General features: G+C 56.7%; 11 protein-coding genes. 2 read left to right on the top strand and 9 right to left on the bottom strand.

Annotated elements, in window-relative coordinates; genetic code table 11:
• Nucleotides 1-220 precede the first annotated feature (220 nt).
• Complete coding sequence (locus LEP6406_RS0209330; RefSeq protein WP_008310330.1) at nucleotides 221-766, bottom strand: DNA starvation/stress protection protein DpsA; 546 nt, start codon at nucleotides 764-766, stop codon at nucleotides 221-223.
• Between the two features lie 381 nt (nucleotides 767-1,147).
• On the opposite strand from LEP6406_RS0209330, the gene LEP6406_RS0209325 reads away from it, so the two are divergent.
• Complete coding sequence (locus LEP6406_RS0209325) at nucleotides 1,148-1,390, top strand: Asr1405/Asl0597 family protein (protein WP_036028294.1); 243 nt, start codon at nucleotides 1,148-1,150, stop codon at nucleotides 1,388-1,390.
• 242 nt (nucleotides 1,391-1,632) lie between these two features.
• Here LEP6406_RS0209325 and dps read toward each other — a convergent pair whose 3' ends face one another.
• From dps to gyrA, 5 genes are all read right to left on the bottom strand, one after another.
• Nucleotides 1,633-2,163: a DNA starvation/stationary phase protection protein Dps gene (gene dps / locus LEP6406_RS0209320; protein ID WP_008310334.1), complete on the bottom strand. Its 531-nt coding sequence runs from the start codon at nucleotides 2,161-2,163 to the stop codon at nucleotides 1,633-1,635.
• Between the two features lie 287 nt (nucleotides 2,164-2,450).
• On the bottom strand, nucleotides 2,451-2,852 hold the full coding sequence (locus LEP6406_RS27270) for a Uma2 family endonuclease (RefSeq protein ID WP_081748047.1): 402 nt from the start codon (nucleotides 2,850-2,852) through the stop codon (nucleotides 2,451-2,453).
• Between the two features lie 9 nt (nucleotides 2,853-2,861).
• Nucleotides 2,862-4,859: a two-component system sensor histidine kinase NblS gene (gene nblS / locus LEP6406_RS27265; protein ID WP_008310338.1), complete on the bottom strand. Its 1,998-nt coding sequence runs from the start codon at nucleotides 4,857-4,859 to the stop codon at nucleotides 2,862-2,864.
• A 348-nt stretch (nucleotides 4,860-5,207) separates the two neighbouring features.
• Nucleotides 5,208-6,596, bottom strand: a complete 1,389-nt coding sequence (locus LEP6406_RS0209305; RefSeq protein WP_008310339.1) for an ABC transporter ATP-binding protein — start codon at nucleotides 6,594-6,596, stop codon at nucleotides 5,208-5,210.
• 15 nt (nucleotides 6,597-6,611) lie between these two features.
• Nucleotides 6,612-9,140 (bottom strand): DNA gyrase subunit A, encoded by a 2,529-nt coding sequence (gene gyrA / locus LEP6406_RS0209300; protein WP_008310340.1) that lies wholly within the window; start codon nucleotides 9,138-9,140, stop codon nucleotides 6,612-6,614.
• A 218-nt stretch (nucleotides 9,141-9,358) separates the two neighbouring features.
• On the opposite strand from gyrA, the gene LEP6406_RS0209295 reads away from it, so the two are divergent.
• Nucleotides 9,359-9,754: a response regulator gene (locus LEP6406_RS0209295; protein ID WP_008310342.1), complete on the top strand. Its 396-nt coding sequence runs from the start codon at nucleotides 9,359-9,361 to the stop codon at nucleotides 9,752-9,754.
• A gap of 222 nt (nucleotides 9,755-9,976) precedes the next feature.
• On the opposite strand, the gene LEP6406_RS0209290 is transcribed toward LEP6406_RS0209295, so the two are convergent.
• The 3 genes from LEP6406_RS0209290 to LEP6406_RS0209275 form a co-directional block, all read right to left on the bottom strand.
• Nucleotides 9,977-12,265 carry a RelA/SpoT family protein gene (locus LEP6406_RS0209290; protein ID WP_008310344.1) on the bottom strand — a complete coding sequence of 763 codons (2,289 nt, stop codon included), beginning with the start codon at nucleotides 12,263-12,265 and terminating at the stop codon, nucleotides 9,977-9,979.
• A gap of 667 nt (nucleotides 12,266-12,932) precedes the next feature.
• A complete protein-coding gene (cobQ, locus tag LEP6406_RS0209280; RefSeq protein WP_008310346.1) occupies nucleotides 12,933-14,429 on the bottom strand; it encodes a cobyric acid synthase CobQ in 1,497 nt (498 codons plus the stop codon).
• A 34-nt stretch (nucleotides 14,430-14,463) separates the two neighbouring features.
• Nucleotides 14,464-14,862: an Npun_F0494 family protein gene (locus LEP6406_RS0209275; RefSeq protein ID WP_008310349.1), complete on the bottom strand. Its 399-nt coding sequence runs from the start codon at nucleotides 14,860-14,862 to the stop codon at nucleotides 14,464-14,466.
• Between the last annotated feature and the right edge of the window lie 678 nt (nucleotides 14,863-15,540).

The raw sequence follows: 15,540 nt of genomic DNA, 5'->3' as shown, positions 1-15,540 counted from the left end.
TTACTTTTGGAGGGTTCCGAAGGGTCTGAGGCTGTAGAGATTCTTGAATCTTTGATGAAACCCCTGGATTTTTATGACATCTATTCTCATTTGTGGGTATAGTGTATTTGCAGGGCAGATCAAAAAAACAGCCCCCTAAATTGGGAGCTGTATCGCAGATCGTCCGATATGAAATCTGGGGTAAAGACGAGCCGAACTCAGGAGAGATGGGGCGATCGTGTTAGGCGTTGCCGTTCAACATCACCAAGGTATCGGGGGCCAAGAAATGGCCCAGATGGTAAGCCCGTTCCTCTGTTTTCAGGAGGATGGTTTCGTACAGGTGGCGGGTGGCGCGATCGCCCAAGCTATCAGCTTGAGCCGCCTGACGACGCAAGACCCCCAGGATTGCCTGTTCCGCTGCCAGGTCATTTTCAATCATCTGGCGACAGCGGAAAATGCCATCGACTTCGGGGGTAAAGCAGCACAGCTCTGCCAATTTGCTGAAGCTGGCGGCAGGAACGCCACCCAAGCCGTTCAAACGCTCGCCCAAGTCGTGGACATGCCCCCGCACTTCGCCGTAGGCATCCTGGAAAAATTCGTGGATCTGGTAAAACTCAGCCCCTTCTACGACAAAGTGGTGCTTCTCGTACTGAATAAAGAGGGCTTGAAAACTGGCTAGCAGCAGGTTTAAGCCTTCACAAATAGGTTCGGTAACGGAGTGCTCCAGCAAAATGACGTTGTCGCCAACTTGCCCAAATGGAATCACAAGAGTGGATGCAGTGGCCATAGCAAAACTCCCTATGGTGGTGTCTTCCTGCGATCTAGGGATAACGGCTCAATGATTTGAGCCTCTGCGATCGCGACTGTTTTAGTTCTCAGTTCTAGGAAGACCCGTGAACATGACCTTATGTTAGCGCATCAAAATCCTGAATTCCTTGCCCCATAAGGCGTTTAGCCTTTGTGACCCGAAACCTCTTCTCAATAAGTGATCGATAGGAAAAGGCACATTATTTTTCCAAGCCCCCCTAAGCGTAGATCCTGCCTCTTAGACTCTGGGACGAAAAAATAGACATTCATTTTGCTATTGAGAGTACTTTTCGGTTTGCCCTCGTACAAATTTTGATCCGTATTAACTCCCTCGCCTAGGCCCCGTTCAATGGAGAAACCTGTGCAAGCCCCTTATCCAGACACGATGATTCCTATTGACTGCTGCGATCGCTGGCAGGTCTATTTTCGTCTCCAAGAACTGGATATTCCCTGTCATTGCCAGAGCCATCAACCGCTCCAGGTGAAGATCACGACGCCCCAGGCGGCGCTCCAGGTGTGGACTGTAGTTCGCCGCTGCTCTACCCCCCGCCCCGATCTGGCCCAATGGCTGGATGGCTGCTGGCACTTGCCCGCCCCCCTGTAGACTTGCTTTTCTGTCTGCCAGCCTCTGGTTTGCGGCAAGCCAAAGGCTGGCGCGACGACGATAGCCAAACTTATGTCGCCCAGTACTAGCCGCAGGCTAGTTGCTGTAGGCTGAGTCAAACGAAGTGTGACCCAGCACCCGTAAAGGCTTGCTGGGTCACGCTATCGAGGAAACTCCAGATTTCGAGCTGGACTTGGGATAGGGTCTGCGATCGCAACCGCTTCCCATCCGCCCGCTTCCATCTACAACGACTTCACATCCGTCTTGGTAACCAAGTGGGCTTCTAGGAACCAGAGGCGCTTGTCGATGGTGCGAGAAATCTCGGTGTAGAGATCGGCGGTATCGGCATCTCCGAGATCATCAGTGGTGTCGATGGCAGCGCGAAGATGCTTGCCGTAGGCAGCGTAGCGCTCTGCTAGGGCGGCGATGTGCTCTTCACCGTCCACCGCATCTACCGGATACTCCGGCAGGATGGAGACCTCGGCAGCGATGCGGGCTGTGCCGAGGGCGGTACCCCCCAGGGCAGTGACCCGTTCTGCCACCATATCCACGTACTGCTCTAGTTCCCCAGCCATTTCGTCAAACAGTTGATGAAGTTGGAAGAAGTCTTTCCCCTTCACATTCCAGTGGGCCTGTTTGGTTTGGGTCTTCAGATCCAGACTTGCTGCCAGGGATTGGTTCAAAAGCTCAACCACCTTGAATCGGATCTCTTGCGACAGATCAATACGACTGGGGTAAAACTGGGCTGTTGCCTTTGACATTGTTGCAACCATAGGTCGCCCTCCTAAAAAATTCAAAAAATTCAGTGAAAATAGTCCCTGCAAACTTGCAGGTGAATCGGGCAGTCCAATCAGATCATCTAACGCCCCGATCCATCAGTACTCCTAAATCATACTCATTATGAGTATGACTTGCAAGCTAGGGGAATGGACTTATCCTCTAGCAGCTAGAGAGCCCCAGGACCAGGGCTGTCAGGGCAGTATGGGTGGCGGCGTTACCTCGTCGCTCAGTTCCTCGCCGTATTCGTGCAAGGTTTCAATAAAGGACACGACTTGGAAGGTTACGGAGAATCGAGCCCGTTGACCGCTGGTTGAGCGAAGTCGTTCGCTTGCGTCTCCCAGAGGGAGAAAACCTGGCCACTGGGTACACTATTAACCCGCAGATCCCTAACGATCCAATATTCCTGCACCCCATAGATGGAATAGAGCTTTACTTTTACTTCGCGATGGTCAGAGACCGGCCCCAAGGGGCCATCGCGCTGCTCATTGCGCTCCCCCGGTGAGAGCACCTCCACGATCAACTCCGGTGCCACCGTCAAATGACCCGCCTCATCTACCCCCTGGGCCAACCGTTCCCGACTGATCCACACCACATCAGGAATCACCGCATCCTCCGGCGTAAAAATCACCCCCGGCGTTTGAAAGGCATGGCCCAAAGCCGTTTCCTCTTGAGTTTTTTCCAATGCCCATTGCTACGCCTCCGAAGGCATCACAGGGTAGAGCGTGGCAGCATCTATGCCTTCTGGCGCTGCATCATTGCCGAGGGGAGAGCTGACCATGACCAGACTGGGCTCAGAGTCGGGGGGGCTGACCACCAGATCAAACCAGAACGTAGTGCCTACCCCCACCTCACTGATGAGATGGACCTGGCTGCTGTGCTTTTCAATAATGTTTTTCACAATCGACAAACCCAGCCCTGTGCCCTCAAGGGTGTGGACCCGGTTTTCCACCCGGAAAAAGCGGTCGAAAATAGCATCCTGGTCTTCCTGGGCAATGCCCATCCCCGTATCTGCCACCTCTACCCGCACATACTCATCTGCCCCATCCACATGGCCTTGATGGTGTAGGCGGTAGGCCCAAATTGCTACATGGCCCCCGGCCTCTGTGAACTTGAGGGCATTGCCCACTAGATTGACAAACACTTGAAGGAGGAGATCATAGTTGCCCCGCAGCAGGGGCAGGTCCGGTTCAATGTGGTGGGAGAGGGTAATTTTCTTATCCCGTGCATTGAGCTGGTAGGTGCGGAGGGTCTGCTCAATGGGCTGGGTCATATCCACCGAGTCAAAGCGGTAACGGCGGTTGGATTCCAGGCGCGACAGATCCAGGACATCGTTGACTAACCGGGTCAGCCGATCGGTTTCGTGGTTGGCGGTTTCCAAAAACTCCCGCCGCTCGGCGTCGCTCAGTTCCTCGCCGTATTCGTGCAAGGTTTCAATAAAGGACTTGATGTTGAAGAGGGGGGTGCGGAGTTCGTGGGAGACATTGCTGATGAACTGGCTCTTGGCCTCGTTGAGCGCCACCTCACGGGTGATGTCCTGCACTGTGATGGCGATGCCCTTGACACTTTCTCGGGCCTGATCGCGCACCGTGTTCAGAAGTACCCGGATGGTGCGGTTGGTGGGCTCTGTCAGGGCAATGCGAAACTCCATACCTTCGGAGTTCCCCGCCGCCGCCATAAACAAGGGCCGGGTGAGTTGGACTCGCACTGCATTGGGGAAGTTTTGCAGGGCGCTGGACCCCAATAGGTCTCGTCCTTCCCAGCCGAAAATGCGACGGGCGGTAGGATTGACTAGAACAATGGCCATATTGGTATCGATCAAAATCGCCCCATCGGCGATGGTGGACACCAGGGTTTCCAGCTTGGCCTTTTCTGCCGTGAGTTCTTCAACGTTCTGGGCCTCATAGCGCTCTAGGCGCTCCGCCATTTCATTGAAACTGAAGATCAGTTCCCCCAGTTCTCCCCCTAGGGGCAGGTCTACCCGTTGCCTAAAGTTGCCGCTGGCGATGTTGCGAACCCCCGTCAGCAATTCTTTGATGGGCTGGGTAATAGTGAGGGCATTGAAGACTGCACCGAGGATCACCATGACCCAGATGGAGACAAACACGGCTACGGTCACGTCCCGCGTCAGGTGGGAGGAGGCGACCACGGTGGGGTTGGGGTTAATCCCCAGGGCCATCACTCCGAGATACTTGCCGTCGTAGCTGATGGGGACAAAGACATCGGTGACTTCCCCCGCAGGGGTAAGGTGTTGGCGGACAAAGGGCAGGTCGGCGCTCTTGGCGTAGTCTTCGGGCAGTTGCATCCGTCGCCGCAGGGTGAGGGAGTTCTGCACGGCGGCTTCGGAATAGGGGATGCCAAAGAAAATAGCACCATCTTCGTCGGCATAGAGCATGTAGCGAACGCTGGAGGTGCTTTGGTAAAAACTGTAGGAAAAGCGGGCTAATTCGCTGCGATCGCCTGCGTACACCATGGGGGCTACGTTTGCCGCCAGTAGTAGACCCAGATCACGCCCAAAACGGGTGTCGTTGAGGCGGGCATCGGCCTGAATCGTGTTGACAGCCCAAAAGGTCAGCCCGCTCATCAACAGGGATACCACTAGGGTTGCCCCCGCCATCAGCCGGGTTTGGAGGGTAAAGTCTCCCCACCACCGCAGGACTAAGTCACGCAATTCTCGCAGCAGCCTGATCAAAACAATCTGTATCCCGCTGTATGTCGTGATCCATAGCAGTCGCTAGTCCGATGAGGACGAAACTGCAAACCAATAGGATGGATACTCTAGTCCTTATTGTGACATGGTCTGTTGATGGTGATGGAGTGGGGGGGTGTTGGGGTGATGGGGTGTTGGGGTAAATCCCGTAGGGGCGGGTTTAGCTCGTGTCTACTGGGAAATCCCAAATGGGAGGATCAAAACCCGCCCTACCCAGTGCCGGGTAATCCAAGATTGAAATTAATTCCGTAGATGTAGGGAACGGTGGGCAGTACCTTCTTAGAGATGGATGGGTAGGGGGGCGGTTTCTGCACGGAATGCAGGAAGGGTTTAGGGAGATGTAGGACGAAGGGTGGCTCCTGTGTCGGAGTGGAAGAGGTGGATGTGTTCGGGTGCGATCGCAAGCCACAATTCCTCTCCTAGGGCCACCGTTATATCGGGAGCCACCCGTACCTGGAGGCTTTCATGGCCCAGGGTTACCGTCAAGTAGGTTTCGCTGCCTAGCGCTTCAATGCGAGTGACGGTGACGGGTAGATTTTTGGGAGCAGGTAGGCTGATGGTGAGGTGTTCTGGGCGAATCCCCAGGATAACCCTCTGGCCATCGTAGGAGGACAGTACCGTTTCCCACAGGCCCGGTAGGGTAATGCGAAAGCCGGGATGGCTGACCACGAGGGGGGGCTTTACCTGCACCGAGAGAAAATTCATCGGCGGTGAACCAATGAAGGAGGCGACAAAGCGATTGGCGGGTTCGCGGTAGAGGGTCAGGGGAGTGGCTACCTGCTGAATTTGGCCCTGGTTGATGACGGCAATGCGATCGCCCATGGTCATCGCCTCCACTTGGTCATGGGTGACATAGAGGGTGGTGATGCCCAATTGGCGCTGGAGATTGACGATATTGGCGCGGGTTTCTGTTCGCAGCTTAGCGTCCAGGTTGGACAGGGGTTCATCCATGAGGAAGACTTGGGGATTGCGGGCCATGGCTCGCCCCAGGGCTACTCGCTGCTTTTGTCCTCCGGAGAGCTGGCGGGGATAGCGCCCCAGGAGGGGCTCAATCTGCAACATCCGGGCCACGGACCGCACCCGGCTATCGATCAGCTTTTCCGCCTTGGACACGTAGCGCAATCCTGGCGGTAGGCGGCGAGACAGGGTGACCAAGATCTGTTGCCACCAGACCCGTTCTAAGAGGGCTTGTTGGAGAATGGCGTTGGCATCGGTGTGGGTGTGGGTTTCGGGATTGCTCTTGGCATTAATTGAAATTGCAGATGTCGCCGCTGTTCCAGCCACAGATTCTGCTGAATCTTGGGTTGGCTGGGCTACAACGAGGGGCCGGGGCTGCATCCGTCGCAGGCCAAAGGCCAGGTTGTCGTACACCGTTAGGTGAGGATAGAGGGCGTAGCTCTGGAACACCATGGCGGTGTCCCGCTGCTTGGGGGGCAGGTGGGTGACTTGCCGATCGCCCACCCAGATATTACCAGCGGTGGCGGTTTCCAGCCCCGACAGGAGCCGCAGTAGGGTACTTTTGCCACAGCCCGATGGCCCCACCAGCACCATGAATTCTCCATCTTCGACAGCGAGGTTGATGCGGCGTAGCACCGCTGATCCCCCAGCGGTGGGGTCGGTGATGAGATCTAGGGAGTCAACGACCTCGGTTCCAGGGGGAGCGGTGTGCACCCCTTGGGGGAAGGTTTTGTAGAGGTTTTCGATTACAACTTGCGCCACGGTTTCCGGTCCCCATCAGCCGCTGGATTGCTGGGATTCATTATCGGCCACAGTGGTCAGGGTCACGGACTCAATTCTTTCTCCGCGATCAAATTTACCCAGACGATAGTTGGCACTGGTGGTGCGACCCTGGCGAGGAATGGTGCTGAGGGCAATCTGGGCGACCCGTCCGGCGGTGGTCACCACGGTCAGTTCACCCTGTTGAGGGGCGGCGGTCATGGCGACGAGGGTGTCGGTCTTTTGCTTGAACAAAAAGGCTTGGGTACCGAGGCCGCCCCTTAGGGCGATGGGCAGTCCGGCAGTGGGGAGGCGCTGGGCAAATCCGGCGGCGGAAATCAGGGTGACACAGTCCCGCTCGTTTTGGAGGCGCACACAGCCGACAACGCATTCCTGTTTGCGCAGGCGCAGGGCTTGGGGGCCTTGGGCGGCGCGACCTATGGGTGGCAGGTTGTCGTCGTCTACGTTGAACCGCAGCAGTCGTCCGCCGGAGGTTGCGATCGCAAGTTGATCCCCCGTTGTGGCCAGGGTGGTATAGGCCAGTTCATCCCCCTCCTTCAGCTTCAGGGCCGTGAGTCCCCGTCCGGTCAGATGGGTAAAATCCGCCAGGGGCAAGCGCTTAATCCGACCCTGGCGCGTCAGCATGATTAAATCTTGGGGCAGGGCCGTTTCCGTCAGCACCCTCTGGACCGCCACCACTCCGGCTTCCGAGGGGACCGCATTGGGCAGCAGATTCACCAAGGGTACCCCCTTAGACTGGCGCTGGGTGGCGGGAATGTCGCCAATGGTGAGGGTATAGGCTTTGCCCTCACGGGTCAGGACCAGCAGTTCTTGGCTGGTGGTGGCGATGTCCACCTGGAGGGTCACGTCCTCCACCTCCTGAAATTCCGCCTCGGCCTCGGCTCCCTGGCGGGACTGCCGCCGCTGATAGGCGCGTGGGGAAGACCGTCGCACATAGCCTTTTTGGGTGAACTCCAGTACGGTTTCTTCCTCCTGGTGCTCCGCCAGGATCTCCGCCAGGTGTTGGCTTTCCTCCACCCGTTCCGCTTCCGACTGAATCCGGGTCCGGCGCTGATCGCCAAACTTCTTCTTCCGCGATCGCAGTTCCTTCTTCAGCGCCTTCAGCAGTTCCCGCCGATCCCCCAGCAGTTGCTGAAGGCGATCCCGCCGCTGGGCCAATTCCTCATATTCCTGTTGCAGATTGTCCCGTTCCAACCCCGTCAATCGCCGCAGAGGCATAGCCAGAATGGCATCCGCTTGGCGATCGCTGAGGTCAAAGGTCTCCTGCATCGTCACCTTGGCCGTGGTGCCGTCAGGGGCATTGCGCAGCAGGTCGATCAGCTCATCCAAGTGGTCCAGGGCCAGCCGTAACCCCTCCAGGAGATGGAGGCGGGCATCGGTTTTCTCTAGCTCATGGCGATATTGTCGGGTCAGCGTCGTTTCCCGAAAATCCAAGAATGCCTGGAGCATTTGCCGCAGGGTAAGTTGGCGAGGTTGCCCACCATCCAAGGCCAGCATGATCGCCCCAAAGTTGCTTTGCAAAGGGGTGAGGCGATAGAGGGTATCCAGGATTACCGGAGGCTGAGCCTCCCGTTTGAGCTCAATCACCACCCGCATCCCATCGCGATCGCTCTCATCGCGAATGTCGGCAATGCCCTCAATACGCCCGTTGTTAACCAAATCCGCGATCTTCTCAATCCAAGCCGCCTTATTCACCTGGTAGGGCAACTCCGTCACCACAATAGCGCTGCGGCGCTGGCGACCCCGACCGGGCTGAACCTCCTCAAACTGCGCAATCCCCCGCACAGGAATGCTCCCACGCCCAGTCAGGTAAGCATCCTCAATCCCCTTGCGATCAATGATCTCCCCCCCCGTGGGAAAGTCGGGACCAGGAATCAGATCCAACAAAGCGCGATCGCTGAGATCAGGCCGATCAATCAGGGCAATCAACCCATCCACTACCTCCCCCAAATTGTGGGGAGGAATGTTAGTCGCCATACCCACCGCAATACCCGAAGACCCGTTCAGCAAGAGATTAGGCAACTGGGCCGGGAGCACCACGGGCTCCTGCTGGGAATTGTCGAAGTTGTCGGTAAAATCGACAGTGGCTTCCCCAATTTCACTCAACAGCGCCTCATGGCCCACCGCCGCCAACCGGGTTTCGGTGTAGCGCATAGCTGCCGGAGGATCATTGTCCACAGAACCGAAGTTGCCGTGGCCGTCCAGCAGCGGGTAGCGGCTAGAAAAATCCTGCACCATTCGCACCAAAGCGTCATACACCGCCTGATCCCCATGGGGATGGTACTTACCCAGCACATCCCCCACCACACGGGCACATTTGCGAAACGGGCGATCAGGGGTCAAACCCAGCTCATGCATGGCGTAGAGAATGCGCCGATGGACTGGCTTGAGGCCATCCCTAGCATCCGGCAGAGCTCGGCCCACAATCACGCTCATGGCGTATTCCAGGTAGGACCGCTGCACCTCCGAGTGCAGCGCCGTAATCACGACCTGCCCCGCCGGTAGGATGTTGAGTTGGTCTGCCATGAATCGCTGTCCTCGCAGGGTTAAACGGTTGGGGATACCAGGGGGAACAAATGCCACCCTGAGGGAGCCTTAACAATGCTGTAAGGTATATGCAAACCCCCTAACATCGCAATAAAGGGGCCGCTAAGATTAAGCAGAAGTCCTGCCTTTACGGGCAGGACTTCTCGATAGGCCAAGGTTTGCCGTCCTCAAGAGGCCCCAGTTGAAAAGGAAGCACCATGAAGACCGTCCTCATCGTTGAAGATGACATGATCAACGCCCGCGTGTTCTCCAAAATTCTGACCAAGCGGGGAGGATTGGCGGTCAAGCATACGGAAAATGTCGATGAAGTCATGCGTATTGCCCAAAACCGGGAAGCGGACATTATTTTGATGGATGTGTCCTTAGCCCATAGTGTGTACCAGGGCAAGCCGGTAGACGGCATCAAGATTACCCAGATGCTCAAGTCTGATCCGGTCACCGCCAGTTTGCCCATTATTCTGGTCACCGCCCATGCAATGCAGGGCGATCGCGAAAATTTCCTCCAACAGAGTGGGGCAGACGGCTACATCTCCAAACCCGTGGTAGATCACCAAAAGTTTGTGGATGACATCGTGGCGATGTTACCGAGCTAGAACGCTAGGAATAACTTGAGCCAGGTTCCTACAGTCCAAGTGATCCCTAACGTGTTTCAGCTACATCCCTGTCCCAGATCTAGGCAGAGCCCAAAGCGTGAATCAGGTGGAGCTATCCCTTCCTAACCCAAGGGATGATTCCTTAGGTGGAATCCGCTTACCCAAGAACCATAAGACATTTGTACTGTCAAACTCAAGGATTCGGCAAGTCGTTCCTGCCCTTTATTCCCCTTGACTGAGGCGGCGCAACTTCAACACATCCGTCATCTTACGAATTTGGTTGAAGGTTTGCTCTAGGTGGGCATGGTCTCGCACGTCCAAACCCAACTCAATTTCGGCGGTTTGCCCAGGGAAGGTTTTGACCTGGGCCTTGTGGACATTAATTTGCAAATCCGACAGGTGGGAGAGGATGTCCTTGAGGACGCCGACTCGGTCAATCACCTCAATTCTGACCTGCACAGGATAGGTGGGAGGGCGATGGCCATTTTTACTATCCCCTGCATTCCAACTCACGGGCACGAGGCGATCACCGGGAACAGGCTCCACATTGGGGCAACCCTGACGGTGGATGGCAATACCGCGACTGCCCAGGGAAACCGCACCAATAATGGGCTCTCCAGGCAGGGGATGGCAACAGCCCGCCATGTGATGCAGCAGCCCCTCAATACCCAGAATGGGAGAATCTGAGGAAGTCGAGCTATGGGAACGGGAGGGACTCGTGACCGCCTCCGCTAGCAACCCCTCGGGATCACTCTGGGCTACCTCTGAACCCGTGAGGGGTTGATGGAGCTTCACCGCCTCCCGCAGGCGATTCACCACGAGATTGAGAGTCACTTCCCCATAGCCCAGCCCCGCCAAAAGATCCTCAACGCTGGAGTAGTTGCAGCGCTCAGCGGCGGTTTGGGCAGGGGCAGACTTCAGTAGAGATTCAAAGCCATTTTTACCTAGCTCCTTCTCTAGCATGTCGCGGCCCCGAGCCATGTTTTCATCCCGGTGCGATCGCTTATACCACTGGCGAATGCGATTTCTGGCCCCCGCCGTCACCACATAGTTAAGCCAGTCCAGGCTCGGGTGGCCATTCTTCTGGGTGATGATGGACACAATATCCCCATTCTGCAAGGGGGTATCCAGGGGAACGATGCGGCCATTTACCCGCGATCCGGCGCAGTGGTTGCCTACTTCGGTGTGAATGCGATAGGCAAAATCCACGGGGGTTGCACCCCGAGCCAGGGAGACCACATCCCCATCGGGGGTGAACACATAGACATCCTCGGCAAAGAGATTGCCCTTGATGTCCTCCATGAACTCTCGGGCATCCTTCAAGTCACTCTGCCATTCCAGCAGTTGCCGCAGCCAGGTGAATTTCTCATCGTCGGTGGTGACCTGGGTATTGCTGGAGCCGCCAGATTCCTTGTATTTCCAGTGGGCTGCAATCCCGTACTCGGCGACATGGTGCATCTCTAGGGTGCGGATCTGCACCTCAATGGGGCGACCATGGTTGCCCAGAACGACGGTGTGGAGGGACTGGTAGCGGTTGGGCTTGGGCAGGCCGATATAGTCCTTGAAGCGTCCGGGAATGGGACGAAAGGCGTCATGGACAATGGCTAAGGTCCGATAGCATTCATCCTTGTTGTGAACAATGACCCGAACTGCTGCCACATCGAAAATTTCGTGGAACGCTTTTTGCTGGCGCTCCATTTTGCGATAGATACCATAGAGGTGTTTAGGCCGACCACTGACTTCAACCACCTTGACCCCGGCTTCCTCTAGCCGCTCTCTTAAGGTGGCGGCAACGAGTTGGAGGCGACTTTCCCGATCGGTGCGCTTTTCCGAGACGCAGTCCTGCATGTGGCGGTAGGCGTCTGGCTCCAGGTATTTAAAGGACAGATCTTCCAGTTCCCACTTGAAGCGACCAATCCCCAAGCGGTTCGCTAAGGGGGCAAAAATCTCCGAGGTTTCCTGAGCAATGCGGCGCTGTTTCTCGGGTTTGAGGTGCTCTAGGGTGCGCATGTTGTGGAGGCGATCCGCCAGCTTCACCACAATGACACGGGCATCTTGGGCCATGGCCAAAAACATGCGGCGAAAGTTTTCGGCCTGACGCTCGGTCTTACTCTGAAAGTTGAATTTGGAGAGTTTGGTGACCCCTTCCACCAAACGCCGCACCTCGCCCCCAAATTGGGCTTCAATTTCCTCTGGGGTAACGTCCGTGTCTTCCACAATGTCATGGAGAAAACCTGCCGCAATCATGGCGCTGTCGCCCCCCAAATCCCGCAGCAGACTGGCAACAGCGATGGGGTGGCAGATGTAGGGCTCACCCGAGGCCCGCATCTGTCCCTGGTGGAGAGCGTAGGCAAATTCAAAGGCGCGGCACACGAGCTCACTGTTGGACTTGTCCGTTGGGGGCGTTCCTCTCTCCCCCTCAACCCGATGACTCAGTAGGCAGGTTTCCAGCCAATTGGGGAGGGTGCAATCGGCGGGGAGAACTGGGGTCACAGCGGAGGTCATGATCATGGGAGTTAGGGGTAAACAGGGATATAGATATGGAGAAGATCACCTGCCGGCATGGGGACGGGCCGGAAAAGCCAAAAATTACGGCAGTCACGCAAGGGCACTGCTGGCTACACAGGGAAGTAGAGAATCAGTATATAGAGGTAAGGCTCAGCAGGTCGGGTAAGGGCCAACCCCTTATTAATGGGCAATCAATCCCTAGACCAGACTCCGGTGAAGCTGCTTGACGGATGGGGGGAAGGGGCTGCCTGAGGGAGGTTATCCGGAATTGCTATGACTTTGTATTAACAATAATAAACAAACTCGACAACATTAGCCGAGGAAAGGACTATTCAGGTGCGATGGTCATTGGTATAGCCGCCCCGAAGGAGCTAGACCGGCTCTTTAGGACCATCACGCTTCCAAGAAACTTCCCTCTGTAAGCAAGCCCGAGATTCCTCCCTGCGCTCGGAATGACAGGGGACTCGCAGGAAAATAAGGTACCCATTGCCACCTTGCCTATTGGTGCATTGCTGCGCGTGGTCGAAGCCGCGCCTTAGCGCTATGCACCCTACAGTGATCAACGCTTCCGGTGCTTTATTTAGACGCAAGTCCCAGGCGGATTGTCATGTTGTTCGCGCAGCGACTTCTAAGCGACTTCTAAGCAACTTCAGTCGTGGACAGGCAAACTCTACTTCAGCAGGGGTTCCAGATCGAGGTAGGTCTCTACCGAGTCCGCGAGTACGTCCAGCATCATTTCCCGCTGCTCCCGGTAGTTGGGAATGCCTGTGGCCAGGGAGCCAAGCCCCCGCTGTTGGCGGAGGCGATTGAGCCAAGCCCGCCGCCAAGGGCCGTTGTCAAAGAGGCCGTGGAGGTAGGCTCCCCAGATGGAATGGGTGCTGTCCACCAGTCCCAGTCCTTGGTCGTCAAAGAGAAACTCGTAGCCGGGATGGCCGTCGGCGCGGCTACTGGCTTCCTCGGCGGGGATCACTTGGGTCCGGCCTTGGTGCAGCTCGTAGCCCGAGACCGGCAGCCCCATGGCGGGATATTGGGAAGTGACAAGGCGCTGGCGGGCCACCTTCTTGGGGGTGATGATGGTGCGGGTGGGGAGCAGTTCCAGCCCCTTGTAGCGACCGTCTTGGCCTTCGAGCCCTTCGGGATCGGCGAGAAATTCCCCCATCATCTGGTAACCGCCGCAGATGCCCAGCACTGTACCCCCGGCGGCAGCGTAGTTTTGAATCGCCTCCGCCATTCCGGTGCGTTGGAGTACGAGCAGGTCGGCAATGGTGGTTTTAGTGCCGGGAATGATCACTGCATCGGGGTAGCCTAGGTCGTCCTTGGGGGTGATGTAGCGTACCCGCACGGAGGTCTCTGCCTCTAGGGGGTCAAAGTCGGTGAAGTTAGAAATGTGGGGTAGGCGAATCACTGCAATTGTGATCTCAGCGGACTGCTTGGCGGGCAATCGTTCCAGAAGGGAGAGGGAGTCCTCTGCTGGGAAGGACTGATCTAACCAGGGCACCACCCCAATGACGGGGATACCTGTGCGTTCCTCTAGCCAATCCAAACCGGGTTGGAGAATTTCTCGCTGGCCCCGAAACTTGTTGATGACGAAGCCTTTGATCAGGGCACGCTCGTCGGGATCTAGCAGTTCTAGAGTGCCGATGATGTGGGCAAAGACGCCGCCGCGATCGATATCTGCCACCAGCACCGTGGGGGCGTTTAGATATTTGGCCACCCGCATATTGGTGAGATCTCGATGCTTGAGGTTGATCTCGGCGGGGCTGCCTGCTCCCTCGCAGACGATCAGGTCAAAGTCCTGCTGGAGACGGGTCAGGCTTTCCTGGATGGCCTGCCAACCGATTTCAAAAAAGTTTTCGTAGTAATCCTTAGCGTTGGTGGTGCCCACCGATCGCCCCCGCAAAATCACCTGGGAGGTCATGTCTCCCTGGGGCTTTAGCAGGATGGGATTCATTTCTACCTGGGGAGGAACCCCCGCAGCCCAGGCTTGTACCGCCTGGGCGTAGCCAATTTCTGCCCCAGTCGTGGTGACGTAGGCGTTGAGGGCCATGTTTTGTCCCTTAAAGGGAGCTACGCGCCAGCCTTTGCGGTTGAGGATACGACAGAGTGCAGTAGCCATGAGGGACTTGCCTGCATGGGAGGTGGTGCCCACCACCATGATTGCCTTCATCGTTGCCTCCAGAAATTGGGAAAATGGAATCGAGTTACTGGAGCCAGTTCGGTAGGCGCAGCCATCGATTCAGGAAATTATATAGGTGATCCTGGGGGCGGGGAGACAAATCCGGAACCCCAGAGCTTTCCCAATGGTCTAGGATCTGTCGGCCTAGGGGGGTGAGCCGAAAGCTGTCGGTGAGGCCCTGTCCATCCACTTCCCGCCGTAGGAGCCCTACTGCCAGCAGCCACAGCATCTCATTCTCGGCGGTTAGTTCCGAGAGGGGACGCAGGGTGTAGCCCTGGTGGATGCCGGTGTCATCCACTAGGGCATCGAGGGCAACACTGTGCGATCGCAGATCTTGCAGCAGCTTGGCGCGAAAGGGAGAGCAGCGCACCGCCCGTTCCGCCCGCAGATAGGCACGACTGTCGTAGTGAATAGAGGAATCCATCGGCCTGCCCCAAACCGTCTCATCCCAATTGTAGGCGGCAATTGTAAATACCCTTGTTACAGGTCTCCCTACCCCTAACCTAATCCCCTCCCCCAGGATTTTGAGATTGTTCGTAACACAGGCTACGATCACCCCTGCCGGAGATTGCTATATCCCTTAAGGAACATGGCGGTTCCCCACTGTATGAGGGACACCTCAACTTAATGACACTTCGGCGAACAAGGAGCTTAAGCCCCTTGCCTGTTCTTAGCCCGAGGGAGAACCGCTATACACAGTCTCAAGTCGTCGAAAAAATATCACAGGCTTCTAGGGTTCCGGTTTTAGTTAGCGCTGGCGCTGACTAAAATGTCTGGACCGAGAGAAGCACCTGAGCGGTATCCCTCCCCTGACCATTAGACAGGGGGCGGTATGTCCATCGGGCACACGGCGGGATAAAAGCCCGGGAGGCAAGTGAGGATGAGATTCCTTACTCGGCTTCCTGGGCTTTCGTGTTTTTACCCCCGACAGGGGATCGGGTGCATTTCATTTGGGCGCGAAGCCCCGCCCCGACCAGCACCATCCTGCATTGGGCAGGCACATAACCCACACCCCAACAAGCACCACCCTGCATTGGGCACATAACCCCCGCCCCAACAAGCACCACCCTGCATTGGGCGCGGAAACCGCGCCCCTACCCCA

The organism is Leptolyngbya sp. PCC 6406, from assembly GCF_000332095.2.
GTDB lineage: Bacteria > Cyanobacteriota > Cyanobacteriia > Phormidesmidales > Phormidesmidaceae > PCC-6406.
This window is presented reverse-complemented; position numbering and strand designations above follow the sequence as displayed.